The organism is Actinocorallia sp. B10E7 (genome assembly GCF_039871655.1).
Lineage (GTDB): Bacteria > Actinomycetota > Actinomycetes > Streptosporangiales > Streptosporangiaceae > Actinocorallia.
Genome location: NZ_JBDPLZ010000004.1, coordinates 643,513 through 659,004, shown reverse-complemented (window position 1 = coordinate 659,004; position 15,492 = coordinate 643,513). Strand labels below are relative to the sequence as shown.

Below are 15,492 nucleotides of genomic sequence, written 5' to 3'. Positions count from 1 at the left end.
CTGGTTCCCCCTTAGACCAGGTACTGGGACAGACCGCGGGGCAGGTAGCGCCCGTGCCCCTTGCGTCCGTGGAACGTGCCGTTCTCCAGCAGCACGGTGCCGCGGCTGATGACCGTGTCGACCTTCCCGGCGATCTCGAAGCCCTCCCACGCGGAGTGGTCCATGTTCATGTGGTGGGTCTCGGCGCTGATGCGGGTGCGTCCGTCCGGGTCGTAGACGACGATGTCGGCGTCCGAGCCGGGCGCGATGACGCCCTTGCGCGGGTAGAGGCCGAACATGCGGGCGGGCGTGGTGGCGATGGTCTCCACCCAGCGCTCCAGCGAGAGCTTCCCCTCCACCACGCCCTGGTAGAGCAGGTCGACCCTGTGCTCGACGCTCCCGATCCCGTTGGGGATCTTGGAGAAGTCGCCCAGGCCCAGCTCCTTCTGGTCCTTGAAGCAGAACGGGCAGTGGTCGGTGGAGACGACGGCCAGGTCGTTGGTGCGCAGGCCCTGCCACAGGTCGCGGGCGTGCGGCTCGTGCTTGGAGCGCAGCGGCGTGGAGCAGACCCACTTGGCGCCCTCGAACCCGGGGGCGCCGAGCTGGTCCTCCAGTGTCAGGTAGAGGTACTGCGGGCAGGTCTCGGCGAAGACGTTGCGGCCGGCGTCACGGGCCTCGGCGACCTTCGCCAGCGCCCCGCTCGCCGACAGGTGGACGATGTAGAGCGGGGTGTCCCGGGCGACCTCGGCCAGGTAGATGGCGCGGCTGGTGGCCTCGGTCTCCAGCGCGGCCGGACGGGTGAGGCCGTGGTGGATCGGATCGGTCTCACCGCGGGCCAGGGCCTGGGCGACCAGGACGTCGATCGCGGGCCCGTTCTCCGCGTGCATCATGATCATGGCGCCGTTCTCGCGGGCCCGCTGCATCGCCCGCAGGATCTGGCCGTCGTCGCTGTAGAAGACGCCCGGGTAGGCCATGAACAGCTTGAAGCTGGTGATGCCCTCGTCGGTGACGAGGGAGTCCATCGCCTTCAGCGAGGCCTCGTCGACGCCGCCGATGATCTGGTGGAAGGCGTAGTCGACGTGGCACTCGCCCTCGGCCTTGGCGTGCCAGGCGGCCAGCCCGTCCTGGACGCTCTCGCCGGCGCGCTGCACGGCGAAGTCGATGATGGTGGTGGTGCCGCCCCACGCCGCGGCGGCCGTGCCGGTGGCGAACGTGTCGCTGGCCGCCGTCCCGCCGAACGGGAGCTCCATGTGGGTGTGGGCGTCGATGCCGCCCGGGATCACGTACTTGCCGGTGGCGTCGATGACCCGCCCGCCGGTCTCGGGCGCGGTGCCCGGGAGCGTCAGCGCCACGATCTTCTCGCCGTCGACCAGCACGTCGGCGGCGATCGCCCCGGACGGTCCCACGACCGTGCCGCCTTTGATGAGCAGTGTCGTCATACGTATGCCTCCTTGACCCGGGTCACGGGGCGGTCAGGTCGCCGTAGGCGTCGGGGCGGCGGTCGCGGTAGAAGGCCCAGCGGTCCCGGACCTCGGCCAGGAGCCCCAGGTCGAGGTCCCGGACGATCAGGTCCGGCTCGTGCCCGTCGCCGACCTCGCCGACGAACCCGCCTTCGGGGTCCACGAAGTAGGAGGTGCCGTAGAAGTCGTTGTCGCCCAGGTCCTCGATGCCGACCCGGTTGATGGCGCCGACGAAGTACTCGTTGGCCACCGCGGAGGCCGGCTGCTCCAGCTTCCACAGGTAGGAGCTCAGGCCCCGGCTGGTCGCCGACGGGTTGAACACGATCTGCGCGCCGTTCAGGCCCAGCGCGCGCCAGCCCTCGGGGAAGTGCCGGTCGTAGCAGATGTAGACGCCGACCTTGCCGACCGCGGTGTCGAACACCGGGTAGCCGAGGTTGCCGGGCCGGAAGTAGAACTTCTCCCAGAAGCCTTTCACCTGCGGGATGTGCGTCTTGCGGTACTTGCCGAGGTAGGAGCCGTCGGCGTCCACCACCGCGGCGGTGTTGTAGAGCACGCCCGGCTGCTCCCGCTCGTACATCGGCAGGACCATCACCATGCCGAGTTCGGCGGCCAGCGCCTGGAAGCGCTCGGTGGTCGGGCCTGGGATCGACTCGGCGTACTCGTAGTACTCCGGGTCCTGGACCTGGCAGAAATAAGGCCCGTAGAACAGCTCCTGGAAGCAGATGACCTTCGCGCCCTCCGCGGCGGCCTGGCGCGCGTACTCCTCGTGCGCCTTGATCATCGATTCCTTGTCGCCCGTCCAGTTCGTCTGGACCAGGGCGGCGCGGATGACATCGGACATGCCCTCCCCCTCTCCAAGCCGGGTCAGCGAGATACCCGGCGTCAGGTGTAGGGGACCGTATGTTCGGCAAAGGACACCGCAATTACGCGTGCGTTCCAGGCGCGTTAATGCCTTCTCCCGCAGGATCCGGGCTCAGGCGGGCAGGCGGTCGTGCTCGCGCAGCAGCCGGTCGCACTCGGCCAGGAGCCGTTCGCGCAGCGGGACGGCGGCCTCCGCGAAGTCGCGCTGGTGCGCGGCGTACTCGGCGCGCCCTTCCGAGGTCTCGACACGGATCGGCTCATATCCCAGACCGCCCAGGTCGTAGGGGCTGGCCCGCATGTCGACGGCGCGGATCCGCCTGGCCAGGGCGAAGCAGTCGGCGACCAGTTCGCCGGGGATGAGCGGGGAGAGCTTGTAGGCCCACTTGTAGAGGTCCATGTTGGCGTGTAGGCAGCCCGGCTGCTCCAGCTCCTCCCGGTTGTCCTTCGAGGGCTGCAGCACGTTGAGCGGACGGGCCGGTCCGGTGAAGAAGCGGAAGGCGTCGAAGTGGCTGCACCGCACCCCGCGCTGGTCCAGCAGCGCGGAGATGCGCTCGGGAGGCAGCCGCAGCGGCCAGGACGAGTGCCGGATCTCCGTCGGCTCCAGCCGGTAGACCATGGCCCACTCGTGCAGGCCGAAGCAGCCCAGATGCGCCGGGCGGGCCGAGATCGCTCCGAGCAGGTCGCGGGTCCACCGCACGAACGCCCGGCGGCGCGGCAGCAGCGCCGCCACGTCGAGCGTGGCGCCCTCGGGGGTGTCCACATACCCGGGGCCGTGGTCCGTCGCGCCCGCCAGCACCACGCCGGCGCCGGGGTGCCAGGTCAGCAGCCGTCCGGGGCGGTGCCCGTAATAGGTGAACAGGAAGTCCTCGACAGGATGGGCGCGGCCCTCGCGCCGCTGCGCCAGGTAGCCGCCGATCAGGGACTCCAGCCGGGTCCGGTGCGCGGCGGCCCTGGACCGCCATTCCTGCTCGTCGAGAACGCTCACCACCCCTGCATGGTAGGAACCACGCGCCGTGGAGGCGAACCGCGTCAGACGCTCTGCTTGAAGGAGGCGAGCATCGCGTGCGCCACGTGGGAGTTCATCTTGATCAGGACGGCGGGCTGGCCGCCGGAGTCCACGTAGGGGGAGACGCTGCAGGTGTTGCTCACGCCCCGGCTGAGCAGCCACTCCTGCATGGAGCGCTGCAGCTCGCCGGCGAGCGTCACGGCCTGCTGGTCACTTTCGCTGAGGTATCCCATCCTGGCCTTCCGAGGGGAGAGAGAAGTCACCAAAAGCGGCCGGACGGACCGCGATCAAGCCTGACTCCGGAGGTTTTCCATGATTATCTTCCGAGCTGGCCGGGCTTCGCGCAAGCGCAACTGATAAAACAAATACAAGTACAGATGCACGTGCAGATACTCTGCGTGAGAATCCGCTGAGGAGACGTATGGGGACCCTCCGGCCCTTCAACGGCATGCCGGCCCAGGCTCTCACCGCCGCGAGTTGGCGGAAGAGCAGGCACAGCAACCCCCAGGGCAGCTGTGTCGAGGTGGCCGCCCTCCCCGGACCGGAGATCGCTCTGCGTAATTCCCGCCATCCGGCCGGACCGGCCCTGATCTTCACCGTGGCGGAGCTGTCGGCGTTCGTCCAGGGCGCCAAGGACGGGGAGTTCGACGACCTGATCGTCCCGCGTGAGGGGCTCGGAGATGCCAGACTGAGCCCGACCGCCTGATCTCTCCCACGGGAGGGCCCGTGCCACCCGCGCCGCACCCCGCCTCCTTCGCCTCCCCCGACCCCCGCCCCGTCCGTTCCGGTACCGCCGACCCGTCCCCCGCCCGCACCGGCCCGACCGCCCTGCGCATGATGGTCGGCGCCCAGTTGCGGCGGCTGCGGGAGGGCAGCGGGATCAGCCGGGAGGAGGCGGCCGACGCCATCCGCGCCACCCACTCCAAGATCAGCCGACTGGAGCTGGGCCGCAGCGGCTTCAAACGGCGGGACCTCGTCGACCTGCTCGACCTCTACGGCGTCACCGGGGCCACCGAGCGCCAGACCCTGCTGGAACTGGCCCGACAGGCCGGCGAGCCGGGCTGGTGGCACCGGTACCAGGACGTCATGCCCGGCTGGCTGGAGCCCTACATCGGGCTGGAGCAGGCGGCGTCGGTCATCCGCAGCTACGAGGTGCAGTTCGTGCACGGGCTCATGCAGACCGAGGACTACGCCCGCGCGGTGATCTCGATCGGGGCCGAGCACATGCCCGAGAACGAGACGGAGCGGCGGGTGATCCTGCGGCTGAGCCGGCAGCGGCTGCTCACCGCCGCGGACCGGCCCAGGCTGTGGGCCGTGCTGGACGAGGCGGCGCTGCGCCGTCCGCTCGGCGGCCGGACGGTCATGCGGGGCCAGCTGCGGCATCTGCTGGAGCTGACCGAGGACCCTGCGGTCACGCTGCAGGTGGTGCCGTTCCGGGTGGGCGCCCACCCGGCGGCAGGAGGCCCCTTCACCATCCTTCGCTTCCCCCAGCCGGACCTGCCGGACGTGGTCTACCTCGAGCAGCTCAGCAGCGCCCTGTACCTGGACAAGCCCGAGGAGGTCCGCGGCTATCTGGGCACGATGGACCGCCTGTGCCTGGTGGCCGAGAGCCCCGAGCGCACCAGGGAGACCCTGAACGGGCTGCTGCGGGAGCTGTGAGCCGCCGCGGGTGAGGGGAAGCGCGTACGGGGAGTTCGGGACATCGCTCCCTGTCCGTCGGGACAGTGTTCTTCCTATCGTCGGAGACGCCATCCGAACGGGAGAGAAAAGTGAACGCTCAGCACCTGCAGACCCTCGCCTGGCTCATCATGGGCTCGACCGGGAGCACTCCCGGCGTGCTCGGCACGGAGGGCGGACGGCTGCGTTTCGAGGCCCACGGGCGGGGGGCGCTCACCATGGGCCAGCTGCGCACCCTGGAGCAGCGCACGGGCCATTCCGGGCTGACCGACCTGCTCACCATGGGCCACTCCCTCGTCCTCTTCGACGTCCCGTTGCAGGAGGTGGGGCAGGTGCGCTTCCCCTGGTACTACTTCGGCGGAGGCATGAAGCTCACGGTCGCCGGCTCTCCCTACCGTTTCTCCTTCCTCCAGCCGCAGAACGCCCAGACCACCCCGTCCCACGTCGCGGGGATCGGCGCCGGACGGGCCAGCGGGCGCGCCTGGAAGTCCGCGCTGGCCGGCCTCTGAAGATTTCCCCAACAAACAACATTAAGTGGATTTTATAGAATTAGCGGACATCGATTTCCCGGGAAAACCCGGTCGCCGTTCCCGAGCCGGAGTTAGGATCGACGCGGCGCTCCAGGGAGGTCGCATGACCCACACCGTCGAACGGAACCCGGGAAACCTGCCCGCGGAGATCTCCAGCTTCGTCGGGCGGCACGAGGAACTGGACCGGCTCTCCGCCCTGCTCCGCCGCTCCCGGCTCGTCACCGTCACCGGGATCGGCGGCGTCGGAAAGACCAGGACCGCACTGCGCGCCGCCGAACTGGCGGGCGCCCGGTTCCCCGACGGGGCGTGGCTGGTCGACCTGTCCGGCCTGCAGGACCCCGACCTGCTCCCCCACACCGTCTCCCGTGCCCTGGGCGTGGCCGACCAGAGCGCGCGCCGCCAGATGGAGGTGCTCGTCGACTTCCTCTCCGAACGTTCACTCCTGCTCGTCCTCGACACCTGCGAGCACCTGCTCGACGCCTGTTCGGCCCTCGTCGAGACGCTGCTGCCCGCCGCGCCCGGCCTGCACGTCCTGGTGACCGGCCGGCGGCAGCTCGGCCTGCCCGGCGAACAGGTCCTGGTCCTCGAGCCGCTGCCCGTCCCGTCCGAGGCGGGGCCGGGCCCCGGCGGCGAGGACGCCGGGCCGGAGCACGACTCCGTCATCCTGTTCGCCGACCGGGCCGCGGCGGTCGACCCCGCGTTCTGTCTCACCGGGCCCACCCGCGACGCCGTCGCCCGGCTGTGCCGGCGACTCGACGGCATCCCGCTCGCCATCGAACTGGCCGCGGTCTGGCTGCGCACCCTCACCGCCGAGGAGCTCGCCGACCGGCTCGCCCGCCGGTTCTCCCTGCTGACCGGGGGCGACCGCGGCCTGGCCCGGCACGAGACCATGCGCGCGGCGATCGGCTGGAGCCACGAACTGCTCACCCCGCCCGAACGGCTGCTGTGGGCACGCCTGTCGGCCTTCCCCCACGACTTCGACACCGCCTCCGCCATCCGGGTGTGCGCCGACGAGCGGCTGCCCTCCGCCTGGATCCCCGGACTGCTGGAAAGCCTGGTCGAGACCTCGATCCTGCTGCGCGAGCCCTGCGAGGGCTCGTTCGGCGGGGGCTCCCGCTACCGGCTCCCCGTGCCGATCCGCGAGTACGGCGCGGACTGGCTGACCGAGCTCGGCGAACGCGAACGCGTCCACCGGCTGCACCGCGACTGCTTCCTGGAGCTCGCCCGGCGCTACGAGGCCGAATGGCACGGCCCCACGGAGGTCGTGTGGTGCGGCCGGATGCAGCGCGAACTGCCCAACATCCGCGCCGCTCTGGAGTTCTGCCTGGACCGTCCCGGGGAGCACGCCTTTGGGCTGGAGATCTTCGGCTCCCTGTTCCTCTTCTGGCTGCCGTGCGGGCACATCCGCGAGGGCCGCCTCTACGCCGAACGGCTGCTGGCCCTCGACCCCGCTCCCGGCCCCGTCCTCACCAAGGCGCTGTGGGCCGTGGCCCGGCTCGCCATCGTCCAGGGGGACACCGAGGCCGGCCGGCTGTACCACGAGCGGTGCCTGCGCCACGCCGAGCGCCAGGGCGACCCGTCCGCCCTGGCCACCGCCGACTACATCGCCGGCACCATCCGCATGGTCCGCGGCGAGTTCGACTCGGCGGTGCGGCTGCTGGAGAGCGCCGCCAGGCGGTACGAGAGCAACGGCGAGCAAGGCGACCTGACCATGACCTACTTCGTCCACGCCCTGGTGCTGGTGCTGCGCGGGGACGTCGACGACGCCGTCGCCATGTCCGAACGGTGCCGTTCATCGGCGCTGCGGCACCTGGACGGCTGGGGGCTGTCCTTCGCCGACTACGTCCGGGCGCTGGCCGAACTGCGCCGCGGCGCCACCGGGAGCGCCGTCGAGTACGGACGCGCCTCGCTGCGGTTCAAGGCCAGGCTGGGCGACAGCGCCGGCTGCGCTCTGGCCGTGGACGTCCTGGCCCTGGCCGCCGCGCTCGGCGGCGACGCCGAGCGGGGGGCCCGGCTGCTGGGGCTGGGCCAGGAGATCTGGCGCACGTTCGGGATCCCCGCGATCGGGTCCGAGGGCCTGAGGCGCACCCGCGACATGTGCGAGTCGCTGGCCAGGCAGGAACTCGGGGACCACGCCTATGAGCGGGAGCACGCCCTGGGCCGCGCGCTGAGCCTGGAGAGAGGTTTCGCCTACGCGATGGGTGAGGACTTCTGTTGACCCGATACACCACCCTTCCCGACCGAGGTGAGGCCTGATGGGAGCACGGCCGGAGCTCGACGACCTGATGCGCAGGCGAACGGCGGCGGGCCGCGGATCCGACCCCACCCGCTGGCTGGCCGAGACGGCCGCGTCGCGCGGGGTCGACTTCGCCCTGATGTACGTCGCCGACCGGGTGCTCACCGGCGCCTCCGAGAGCATCCGCAGGGACGGTGAGGTGCTGCTGCGCCGCACCGCGTCCGTCGGCGGGGACAAGGTCCTGGCCCGCCTCTTCCCCGAACGGGAGCGGGTCCGCTGGCCCCGGGACACCCCCACCCTGCGCGCGCTGCTGCGGGGGGAGTCGGTGCGCCTGGCGGTGGCGGACGGCGAGGGCGCCGCGCGGCTCGCCGCCGAGCTGGGCGAGCCGAGGCTGGCCGAGGCCGCGCGCACCCGCGCGGTGGTGCTGCTGCCGCTGCTGGACGCCGACCGGCTGATGGGCGCGGCGCTGCTGCTGTCGGCGGCGCCGCTGCCCGGCGACCGGATCGACGACCTGGCCGAGCTGGCCCGCTGGAGCGGCCAGGCCCTGGGCGCGGGACGCGAGCTGCGCGGCGGGCTCGCGCTCATCGCGGAGCTGGAGCGGACCGTCCTGCCGCCGGAGGAGACGAGCCGGCCCGGCGTGGAGGTGGCGGCCAGGCTGAAGCAGCCGCTCGACGGGCACTGGTGCGACGTGCTGGACCTTCCCGCCGGGCGCACCGGCCTGGTCGTCGGGGAGACGGGCGGCCCCGGCCCTCGGGCCGCCGCCCTGCTGCTGGAGCTGCGCGCTCAGATCAGGGCGCTGGCTCTGGCCGAGGTTCCGCCGGGGCACCTGCTGGACCTGCTGGACCGGCTGGTCCGGCGACAGGGCCACGCGTCGGACGGCTCCGGCGCCGGCTGCCTGTACGCGGTGCACGATCCCGCGGCCGGCGAGTTCCAGATCTCCTCGGCCGGCCGGATCACCTCGGTGCTGGTCCGTCCGGACGGCCAGGCCGAGCTCCTCGACCCGGAGCCCGCGCCGCCCCTGGGGTACGGGCAGAGCGCCTACCCGACCCGGTTCCTCTCCCCCGAGCCCGGGTCCCTGCTGCTGTTCGGCACCAGGGGCCTGACCCTCGTCGGCGGCGACCTCATGGGGGTCGAGCGCCCCCCGTCCGGCCCGCCCAAGCTCACCGAGGCCTCGGAGTTCACCGGGATCGGCGGCCTGTCAGGGCTGTGCGAACGGCTGCTCAAGAGCGCCGGGCGGGACGCGGTCGCGCTGCTGGCGGTCCGGCTGCCCGCGCCCGCCTCCCGTCCGGGGCGCGAGAGGTCCTCCGCGGCCTCGGGGTACCGGCCCACGCACGACGGCGAGTTCGTCGGCCGCACCTCGGAGCTCCACGAGGTGCGGCGGATGTTGGAGGACTTCCGGCTGGTGACGGTCACCGGGGCTCCCGGCATCGGCAAGTCCCGGCTGGTCTCGGAGAGCGCCGCCTCCCTCACCCACGACTTCCCCGACGGTGTCGTCAACGTCGACCTGACCTCGGTGAGCTCGCCCGCCGACGTCTCCCGGGCCGTGGAGGGCGCGCTGCGCGAGTCCGTCGGCCTGTCCCTGGTCGAGCTCACCGACCGGAGGCTGCTGCTGGTGCTGGACGGCTGCGACGGACTGCTGGACTCCTGCTCCCGGTTCGTCCGCTCCCTGCTGCGGGCCGCGCCGAGGCTGCGGGTGCTGGGAACCGGACGGCAGCCGTTCGGGCTCACCGGCGAGCATGTGCTGCCACTGCTCCCGCTGGGCCTGGACTCCGCGGTCCGCCTGTTCGTCTCCCTCGCCGGGGCCCGGCCCGCCGATGAGGATCCCTCGGACGTGCGACGGCTGTGTTCGCGGCTCGACGCGGTCCCCCTCATGGTGGAGCTCGCCGCCCGCAGCGCCCACCCGGGCCTGTCCGCCGCCGAGTTCGCCGGGCGGTTCGATGTGTTCGGGGACTTCGACGGGTTCGGTGACGAGGCCGCCGCGGCGGCGGCCCGCGCCCGCGTCGAGTCGAGCCACGAGTTGTGCACCGAGGAGGAGCGGCTGCTGTGGGCGAGGCTGTCGGTGTTCGACGGCCGGTTCGACCTGCACGCGGTGGAACGGGTGTGCGTGGACGAGCGGTTCTCCGCCGAGGAGATGCTGCCCGCGCTGTCGGCTCTGGTCGGCAAGTCCGTCGTCGTCGGCGAGGTCGGACGGCGCGGACGCGGTTACCGGCTGCTGCACGGGGTGCGCGGCTACGGCAGGGAACGGCTGCGCGAGCTGCCGGGGCACGAGCTGCTGTTCGGCAGACGTGACGAGTGGCTCGCCGAAGCGGAGGGCTGGAGTCGTTAGGCTCCCGCCACGGGCTTCCCGGGTCAGGCGGGCCGCATCTCCTTCACCACCACCGGGACCCCGTCGCGGGGCCGCATCGCGGTGATGCTCCGGGGCTGGACGGGCGCGCCGGTGTGCTCGAGTTCGGCCCTGGCCAGCAGCCGCGCCAGGGCGACCTTGATGCCGGTGGTGGCCAGGGCCGAGCCGATGCAGCGGTGCTGGCCTCCGCCGAACGGCAGGAACGACGCGGGAGTGGCCGGGGTGTGGCCGGGCGAGGCGGGGTCCCACCGGTCGGGGCGGAACGTCTCGGCGTCGGGCCAGACCGACTCCATGCGGTGCGTGACGTAGGGGCTGTAGATCAGCATGGCTCCCGCCGGCACCCGGTGGCCCTCGAACACGAAGTCCTCCGCCACCTTGCGGGCGCTCATCACGACCGGGGGGAAGAGCCGGAGCGTCTCGTTGACGACGTGGTCGAGGTAGACGCAGTCCCGCAGGGTCTCGGCCGTGAGCGGTCCCGGAGGGAGTTCCCGCCGGGCGCGCTCCCACACGCCCTCGGTGGTGAGCATGAGGTGGACGGCCCAGCCGAGCGCGGCGCTGGTGGTCTCGTAGCCGGCCGCCATGAGGCTGATCGCCTGGTCCTGCAGTTCGACGTCGGTGAGCCCGCCGCCCTCCTCGTCGCGGGAGTCCAGCAGCAGTCCCAGCACGTCCTGGCGGGGGGTGGGGTCCATCCGGCGGTCGGCGATCTCCCGCATCAGCCGGTCCAGCACGGCCGCGCGGGCCTCGATGACCCTGCGCCAGAACGGGTTGGGCACCGAGCGCAGCGCGACGAGCTGGCTGTAGGGGCGGTCGATGCCGTCGAGCAGGGTCTGCAGCTCGCCGCTGAGGAGGTCCTCGTCGGCGGCGAGCCGGTCGCCGAACAGCAGCTGGACGGTGGTGCGGCGGGTGAGCTCGCGGAAGGAGGCGTAGGCGTCGAGGGTCTCGCCCTCCCGCCAGGTGTCGAGGAGCGCGTCGGTGTTCTCGGCCATCCGCGCGATGTAGCCGTCGATCCTCCGGCGGTGGAAGGCGGGCTGGACCAGACGTCTGCGGCGTTTGTGCGCCTCGCCGTCGGAGGCGATGAGCGCGGTCTCCCCGTTGACGGGGACGAGCACGTCGAAGGCCTCGCGGACGGTGAACAGCCCCGAGTTCCCAAAGAGAAAGACATTTGCCTCAGGGCCGAACATAAGCACATATTTCACCGGCCCCCAACCAAAACCGGCGATGTTCCCAGAAGCGCTCTGGACCCGCTGCAAACCCTCATAGGGATCACGCGCCAGCATCAGCCCGAGCCGCGCCAATGCCGGAAAGGAGGAAAGCCCGGGAAGGTCAGTAGCACGAAGAACACCCGATTCGTCGCTCACCGCGCCACTATCGCATGGTCAAGGGAATTCCAGAGTGGTTTCCCGATCACGACCCTGTCTCGCCTCGAGCAGCCACGGACCGAGCAGTTCGTCGGGGTCGAGCCCCGCCGCCCGCAGCCGGCTCACCGCCGCCGGGACGCCCATCGGCTGCCGCTCCCCGGGGACCGGCGCGGTCCGGCCCCGGCCGGTCAGCCTGCGCCACCCCGCGAACACCGCGGTGACCAGAAGGAACGTCACGACGAAGAGCAGCGGCAGGATCATCAGGTCCGCCGGAAGGGACGCTCCGTCCTCGATCATTCGGCCCTCCCCTGCCGCGGCACCAGGGTGTGCGCTGTGACCGGGCCACGCCCCGCGTCCCTGGTCAGCACCTCCTCCAGCGCGTCGCGCACCCCTGCGAGCCCGGTGACCAGCCGCTCGTGCGCCCGGGCCAGCTCGCCGACCCGCGAGGCCACCTCCCGCTCCAGGGTCTCGGCCACCCGGTCCTCCAGCTCCCGCGCCCGCTTGCGCGCCTCGGCGACCAGCCGCTCGGCCTCCGCCGTCGCCTCCCGCAGCCGCTCCCCGGCCTCCTCACCCATGCGGTCGGCCAGCTCCCTGGCACTGAGCAGGGTCAGCTCGGCCTGCTCCGCCGACTCCGCCCTGCGCTGCTCGGCGGCCTCGCCGGCCAGCCGCAGCAGCCGGGCCGCCCCGCTCTCCCCCGACGGGGAGGAGCCGATCACGGTGACCTCTCCCGTCCCTCCCGAGCGCATCCGCAGCTCCCGGCGCACCTCGGCGACGAACGCGTCCACCTCGCGGCGGGAGTATCCGAACACCCGGATCCCGAACTCGGGTTCTTCTGCATCGCCCATGACGCGCAGATTATTGAGCGCGGCACCGACGCGGCCCATGACTCGGGCCCGGCGGGCGCAATCTTTGCCCAAGAGGGGCGTCACAGGGAGGAAAGCACATAGGATTTTGGGGCCACCCGATCCCCGACCCGTCACTGGAAATATGCCGACCATCAGGCTTTACCAGGCAGTTCTGCGAGATCCGGGGCCGACCCTGGGCAAACGGCTGCGCCGGGCCTTCAGCACCTGGCTGACCGGGCAGGGCTTCCCCGAGATCCCGATCAGCCCGCATGTGGAGTACACCCACCGGGACATGCGCGCCTGCCTGGAGGCGCGTCCCGGCTGCGGCCGCTTCGTCCTGCAGGGCTCCCGGCTGCGCACCCGGGTCACATACGCGCAGAGCGGCGGGCGGACGACGGGCTGGGCGGTGGTGACCGTCGAGCAGCACACCGGCCCGGCCGTGGAGGCCTACGCTCCGGGCTTCATGCCGGCCTATCTGGCCACCGAGCGCGTCACCGACGGCGCGGTCCAGCTCTCGGGCGCCGCGGAGGAGGCCGACGAGGACGGCGTGGTGCACCTGCTGGCCGAGCTGGCCAGGCCGCGCCGCCGGGTGCCGGTCGTGGTGGTCTCGGTGGACGCCAGGAATCCGCAGGCGGCGCGGGCCAACGCCGACTACCTCGCGGCCAGGGTGGCCGGGACCGCCCAGGTGCTGTGGCTGGCCGACCTGCGCGCCCAGGACAGGTTCAACGACGGCGTCGGCGACGACTGCGCGGTCTACGGCGGCGGGGTGCGCACCTACCTGGCGGGCTGGCGGCCGGGCGCGGAGACCTACCCCGACCGGCACCGGGTGATGGGCGGCCGGATGTTGCGGGACCGGGGCGAGGGCGCGCTGGACCTGGCGGCCGGGTACATCATCGGTGAGACCGCGCCGCAGAAGCTCCCCGACGAGCTGCGCGAGCCCTACCGGATCGTCGGCCGGATCCTGCAGGGCGAGGCCCCGCTCGAGGCGCTGCGCGCGAGCGGGGCGGTACGGCCGCGGCCCGCGCCGCCGCCCTTCGCCGACTCCGAGATCTACCGCAAGATGATGGCGCTGGCCACGGCCAAGACCACCGAGGTGGTGCCCCGTCCGCGGCCCCCCGAGCCTTCGCCGGAGCCCGCGCCGCAGCCCGTCCCCCAGCCGGCCCCCGCGCCCTCTCTCGACCTGGAGCTGCTGGCCCAGACCGTCGCCGACCGGGTGGCCGAACGGCTGGCGGGCCTGGCCGACACCGTCGCGGGAACGGTCGGGGCGGGCCTGCACGACGAGCTGGAGAGCATGCTGGAGCTCATCACCGCCGACCCCCAGGAACTGGTCCGCCAGATGCGGACGATGAGCGCGCATGTCGCGACCCTGACCCACGAGCTGAAGGAGGCCAGGGACGGCCGCCGCCACGCCGACTCCCGCAGGGACGAGGCAGAGAGCGAGACCGCCCGGCTGGAGGACGAGGTGGAGCGGCTGCGCCGCCACCAGGCGGGGCTGGAGCGCGACCTGTCGGAGGCGACGGCGCGGGAGCGGCGGCTGGCCGAGCGGGTCCGGCGGCTGGAGGCCGAGCTGCTCGCCCGCGACCGGCGGCTCGAGGTCGTCGAGTCCCCGCCGGAGTCCCCCGCCTCGCTGGTGGACGCGCTGCACGCGGCCGAGTCGCTCACCCACGTGGTGATCGGCGAGACCACGCATGAGGCGGGCCTGCTCGATCTGGCCTACCCGGGGCTGCGCCGGGTGTGGGCGGGCAAGGCGTGGGACGCTCTGTGCGCGCTCGACGACTACGCCAGGGCCCGTTCCCGCGGAGACTTCCAGGGCGGCTTCCGCGACTGGTGCATGGCCGGCACCGGAGGCCGCCGGGTCATCTCCGCGGCGCTGCTGGCGATGAAGGAGTCCGACTCGGTGTCCGGGCGGGAGAAGTTCGCCGCGCCCCGCACCTTCCCGGTGCCGCCCGAGGTGGACTCTTCGGGCAAGGTGTTCATGCCCGCCCACATCAAGCTGCGCAAGACCGGTACGCCCGCGCCGCGTATCCACTTCCACGACGACGCGGGCGGAGCCACCGGAAAGGTGTGGATCGGGTATGTCGGCGACCATCTCCCCAACACCCGCACGAACTGATCGGTTAGGCTGCCCCGGTGGCGGGCAACGAGGAGCGCGTCGGGCGCGGGCTGGAACTGGTCGGCCGCGGGCTGCGGCCCTACGTGGACCGGCAGATGGCCAACCGGCACGGCCCCGGCTGGCTGGAGGAGCGCTCGCGGCGGGACTCCGAGCGACTCGGCAAGCCGGTGCGCCACCAGCTCGAGGACACCCGTCTCCTGCTGACCCTTCTCACCGAAGAGGCCTTCTTCGCTGAGATCATCCCCCCGCCGGGCACCGAGCTGGCCGCGGAGGTCATCGGGATCGGCGACAGGCTCGGATTCCGCCCCTTCCGGGACGCCGAGGCAGCGCAGGCCCTGCGGGTCATGGCCCAGTTGCTGCGGCTCGTCGGGGCCCGCGACCTGTCCGCCGAGACACAGGCGCTCCTCCTGCCGCCCAAACCGGCCGGGACCGAACCCGGCCCGCCGGTCTCGGCCGAGAAGAAGGCGGAGAAGAAACGGGTCCCCTTCGGGCGTAAGCCCAAGAAGGCCCCCACCGCGACCGGGGCCTCCAAGACCCCCGCCAAACCCGCGGCCAAGTCCTCCGGCAGAAGCCTGAGCGTCCCCCAGCTGCGTTTCGCCGCGCTGCTCGTGGGCGGGCTGGTCCTGCTCGCCCTCGTCCAGCTGTACGGGCCGGAAGACGCCCTCGACGACCCCTATGAGGGCGTCCACGCCGATCGCCCCCTGGGCTCGGAACTCGCCTCGTACCAGAACATCGAGCTCGTCAAGGGTTTCCATCTCGCGCTGCTCGACGACCCGGGGCGCCCGCGGAAAGGCGCTTTCCGAGGCGACCTCTTCTACACCGCGGGCATCCTCACCGCGAGCGACCGGAGGCTGGCGGTCCTGCCTCCCGGAGACAAAGGCTCCTACCGGGTCTGCCGCGACACCGAGCCCCGCGGTTCGGAGCTCTCCGCCGAGGAGATCACCAAGGGCCGCCGTTTCTGCGTCACCACCGACAAGGGGGCGATCGGCCTGTTCACCGTCACCGGCCGCGTCCAGAAGCCCGAGCCCGCGGTGCGGCTCGACCTGACGGTCTGGAAGGGACCCCGCCCCGAGTGACGTCCCG

General features: G+C 72.2%; 14 protein-coding genes. 7 read left to right on the top strand and 7 right to left on the bottom strand.

Going from position 1 to position 15,492, the window contains the following annotated elements:
* Nucleotides 1-11: 11 nt before the first annotated feature.
* The 4 genes from hydA to ABGB12_RS16855 all read right to left on the bottom strand — a co-directional run bounded on the left by hydA (nucleotide 12) and on the right by ABGB12_RS16855 (nucleotide 3,539).
* Entirely contained in the window at nucleotides 12-1,418 is a 1,407-nt protein-coding gene (hydA, locus tag ABGB12_RS16870; RefSeq protein WP_347678869.1) for a dihydropyrimidinase, read from the bottom strand.
* Nucleotides 1,419-1,440: 22 nt separating this feature from the next.
* Complete coding sequence (locus ABGB12_RS16865; protein ID WP_347678867.1) at nucleotides 1,441-2,280, bottom strand: nitrilase-related carbon-nitrogen hydrolase; 840 nt, start codon at nucleotides 2,278-2,280, stop codon at nucleotides 1,441-1,443.
* A 132-nt stretch (nucleotides 2,281-2,412) separates the two neighbouring features.
* Entirely contained in the window at nucleotides 2,413-3,285 is an 873-nt protein-coding gene (locus ABGB12_RS16860) for a 3-methyladenine DNA glycosylase (protein WP_347678865.1), read from the bottom strand.
* 44 nt (nucleotides 3,286-3,329) lie between these two features.
* Nucleotides 3,330-3,539: a hypothetical protein gene (locus ABGB12_RS16855; RefSeq protein ID WP_347678863.1), complete on the bottom strand. Its 210-nt coding sequence runs from the start codon at nucleotides 3,537-3,539 to the stop codon at nucleotides 3,330-3,332.
* 188 nt (nucleotides 3,540-3,727) lie between these two features.
* On the opposite strand from ABGB12_RS16855, the gene ABGB12_RS16850 reads away from it, so the two are divergent.
* The 5 genes from ABGB12_RS16850 to ABGB12_RS16830 all read left to right on the top strand — a co-directional run bounded on the left by ABGB12_RS16850 (nucleotide 3,728) and on the right by ABGB12_RS16830 (nucleotide 10,075).
* On the top strand, nucleotides 3,728-4,012 hold the full coding sequence (locus ABGB12_RS16850; RefSeq protein WP_347678861.1) for a DUF397 domain-containing protein: 285 nt from the start codon (nucleotides 3,728-3,730) through the stop codon (nucleotides 4,010-4,012).
* A gap of 128 nt (nucleotides 4,013-4,140) precedes the next feature.
* Entirely contained in the window at nucleotides 4,141-4,965 is an 825-nt protein-coding gene (locus tag ABGB12_RS16845) for a helix-turn-helix transcriptional regulator (RefSeq protein WP_347679193.1), read from the top strand.
* A 110-nt stretch (nucleotides 4,966-5,075) separates the two neighbouring features.
* Entirely contained in the window at nucleotides 5,076-5,492 is a 417-nt protein-coding gene (locus ABGB12_RS16840) for a hypothetical protein (RefSeq protein ID WP_347678859.1), read from the top strand.
* Nucleotides 5,493-5,616: 124 nt separating this feature from the next.
* Nucleotides 5,617-7,731 carry an ATPase gene (locus ABGB12_RS16835; RefSeq protein WP_347678857.1) on the top strand — a complete coding sequence of 705 codons (2,115 nt, stop codon included), beginning with the start codon at nucleotides 5,617-5,619 and terminating at the stop codon, nucleotides 7,729-7,731.
* Between the two features lie 37 nt (nucleotides 7,732-7,768).
* A complete protein-coding gene (locus ABGB12_RS16830) occupies nucleotides 7,769-10,075 on the top strand; it encodes a SpoIIE family protein phosphatase (RefSeq protein WP_347678855.1) in 2,307 nt (768 codons plus the stop codon).
* Between the two features lie 23 nt (nucleotides 10,076-10,098).
* Here the strand turns inward: ABGB12_RS16830 and ABGB12_RS16825 are convergent, their stop codons facing one another.
* The 3 genes from ABGB12_RS16825 to ABGB12_RS16815 all read right to left on the bottom strand — a co-directional run bounded on the left by ABGB12_RS16825 (nucleotide 10,099) and on the right by ABGB12_RS16815 (nucleotide 12,296).
* The gene (locus tag ABGB12_RS16825) at nucleotides 10,099-11,370 is read right to left on the bottom strand and encodes a cytochrome P450 (RefSeq protein WP_347678853.1); all 1,272 of its coding nucleotides are present in this window, start codon (nucleotides 11,368-11,370) and stop codon (nucleotides 10,099-10,101) included.
* 99 nt (nucleotides 11,371-11,469) lie between these two features.
* Nucleotides 11,470-11,748 carry a hypothetical protein gene (locus ABGB12_RS16820; RefSeq protein ID WP_347678851.1) on the bottom strand — a complete coding sequence of 93 codons (279 nt, stop codon included), beginning with the start codon at nucleotides 11,746-11,748 and terminating at the stop codon, nucleotides 11,470-11,472.
* Nucleotides 11,745-12,296, bottom strand: coding sequence for a hypothetical protein (locus ABGB12_RS16815; RefSeq protein ID WP_347678849.1), 552 nt, complete (start codon nucleotides 12,294-12,296; stop codon nucleotides 11,745-11,747). The genes ABGB12_RS16820 and ABGB12_RS16815 overlap by 4 nt, the downstream gene beginning before the upstream one ends.
* Nucleotides 12,297-12,438: 142 nt before the next feature.
* On the opposite strand from ABGB12_RS16815, the gene ABGB12_RS16810 reads away from it, so the two are divergent.
* Nucleotides 12,439-14,409, top strand: a complete 1,971-nt coding sequence (locus ABGB12_RS16810; RefSeq protein WP_347678847.1) for a hypothetical protein — start codon at nucleotides 12,439-12,441, stop codon at nucleotides 14,407-14,409.
* Nucleotides 14,410-14,426: 17 nt separating this feature from the next.
* On the top strand, nucleotides 14,427-15,485 hold the full coding sequence (locus ABGB12_RS16805) for a Swt1 family HEPN domain-containing protein (protein WP_347678845.1): 1,059 nt from the start codon (nucleotides 14,427-14,429) through the stop codon (nucleotides 15,483-15,485).
* Nucleotides 15,486-15,492 lie beyond the last annotated feature (7 nt).

Bases quoted from the DNA above. Each gene is read 5' to 3' on its own strand.
- ABGB12_RS16815 (WP_347678849.1), bottom strand. From the start codon at position 12,296: ATGGGCGATGCAGAAGAACCCGAGTTCGGGATCCGGGTGTTCGGATAC.
- ABGB12_RS16855 (WP_347678863.1), bottom strand. From the start codon at position 3,539: ATGGGATACCTCAGCGAAAGTGACCAGCAGGCCGTGACGCTCGCCGGC.
- ABGB12_RS16825 (WP_347678853.1), bottom strand. From the start codon at position 11,370: ATGCTGGCGCGTGATCCCTATGAGGGTTTGCAGCGGGTCCAGAGCGCT.
- ABGB12_RS16810 (WP_347678847.1), top strand. From the start codon at position 12,439: ATGCCGACCATCAGGCTTTACCAGGCAGTTCTGCGAGATCCGGGGCCG.
- ABGB12_RS16830 (WP_347678855.1), top strand. From the start codon at position 7,769: ATGGGAGCACGGCCGGAGCTCGACGACCTGATGCGCAGGCGAACGGCG.
- hydA (WP_347678869.1), bottom strand. From the start codon at position 1,418: ATGACGACACTGCTCATCAAAGGCGGCACGGTCGTGGGACCGTCCGGG.
- ABGB12_RS16835 (WP_347678857.1), top strand. From the start codon at position 5,617: ATGACCCACACCGTCGAACGGAACCCGGGAAACCTGCCCGCGGAGATC.
- ABGB12_RS16865 (WP_347678867.1), bottom strand. From the start codon at position 2,280: ATGTCCGATGTCATCCGCGCCGCCCTGGTCCAGACGAACTGGACGGGC.
- ABGB12_RS16850 (WP_347678861.1), top strand. From the start codon at position 3,728: ATGGGGACCCTCCGGCCCTTCAACGGCATGCCGGCCCAGGCTCTCACC.
- ABGB12_RS16820 (WP_347678851.1), bottom strand. From the start codon at position 11,748: ATGATCGAGGACGGAGCGTCCCTTCCGGCGGACCTGATGATCCTGCCG.
- ABGB12_RS16845 (WP_347679193.1), top strand. From the start codon at position 4,141: ATGATGGTCGGCGCCCAGTTGCGGCGGCTGCGGGAGGGCAGCGGGATC.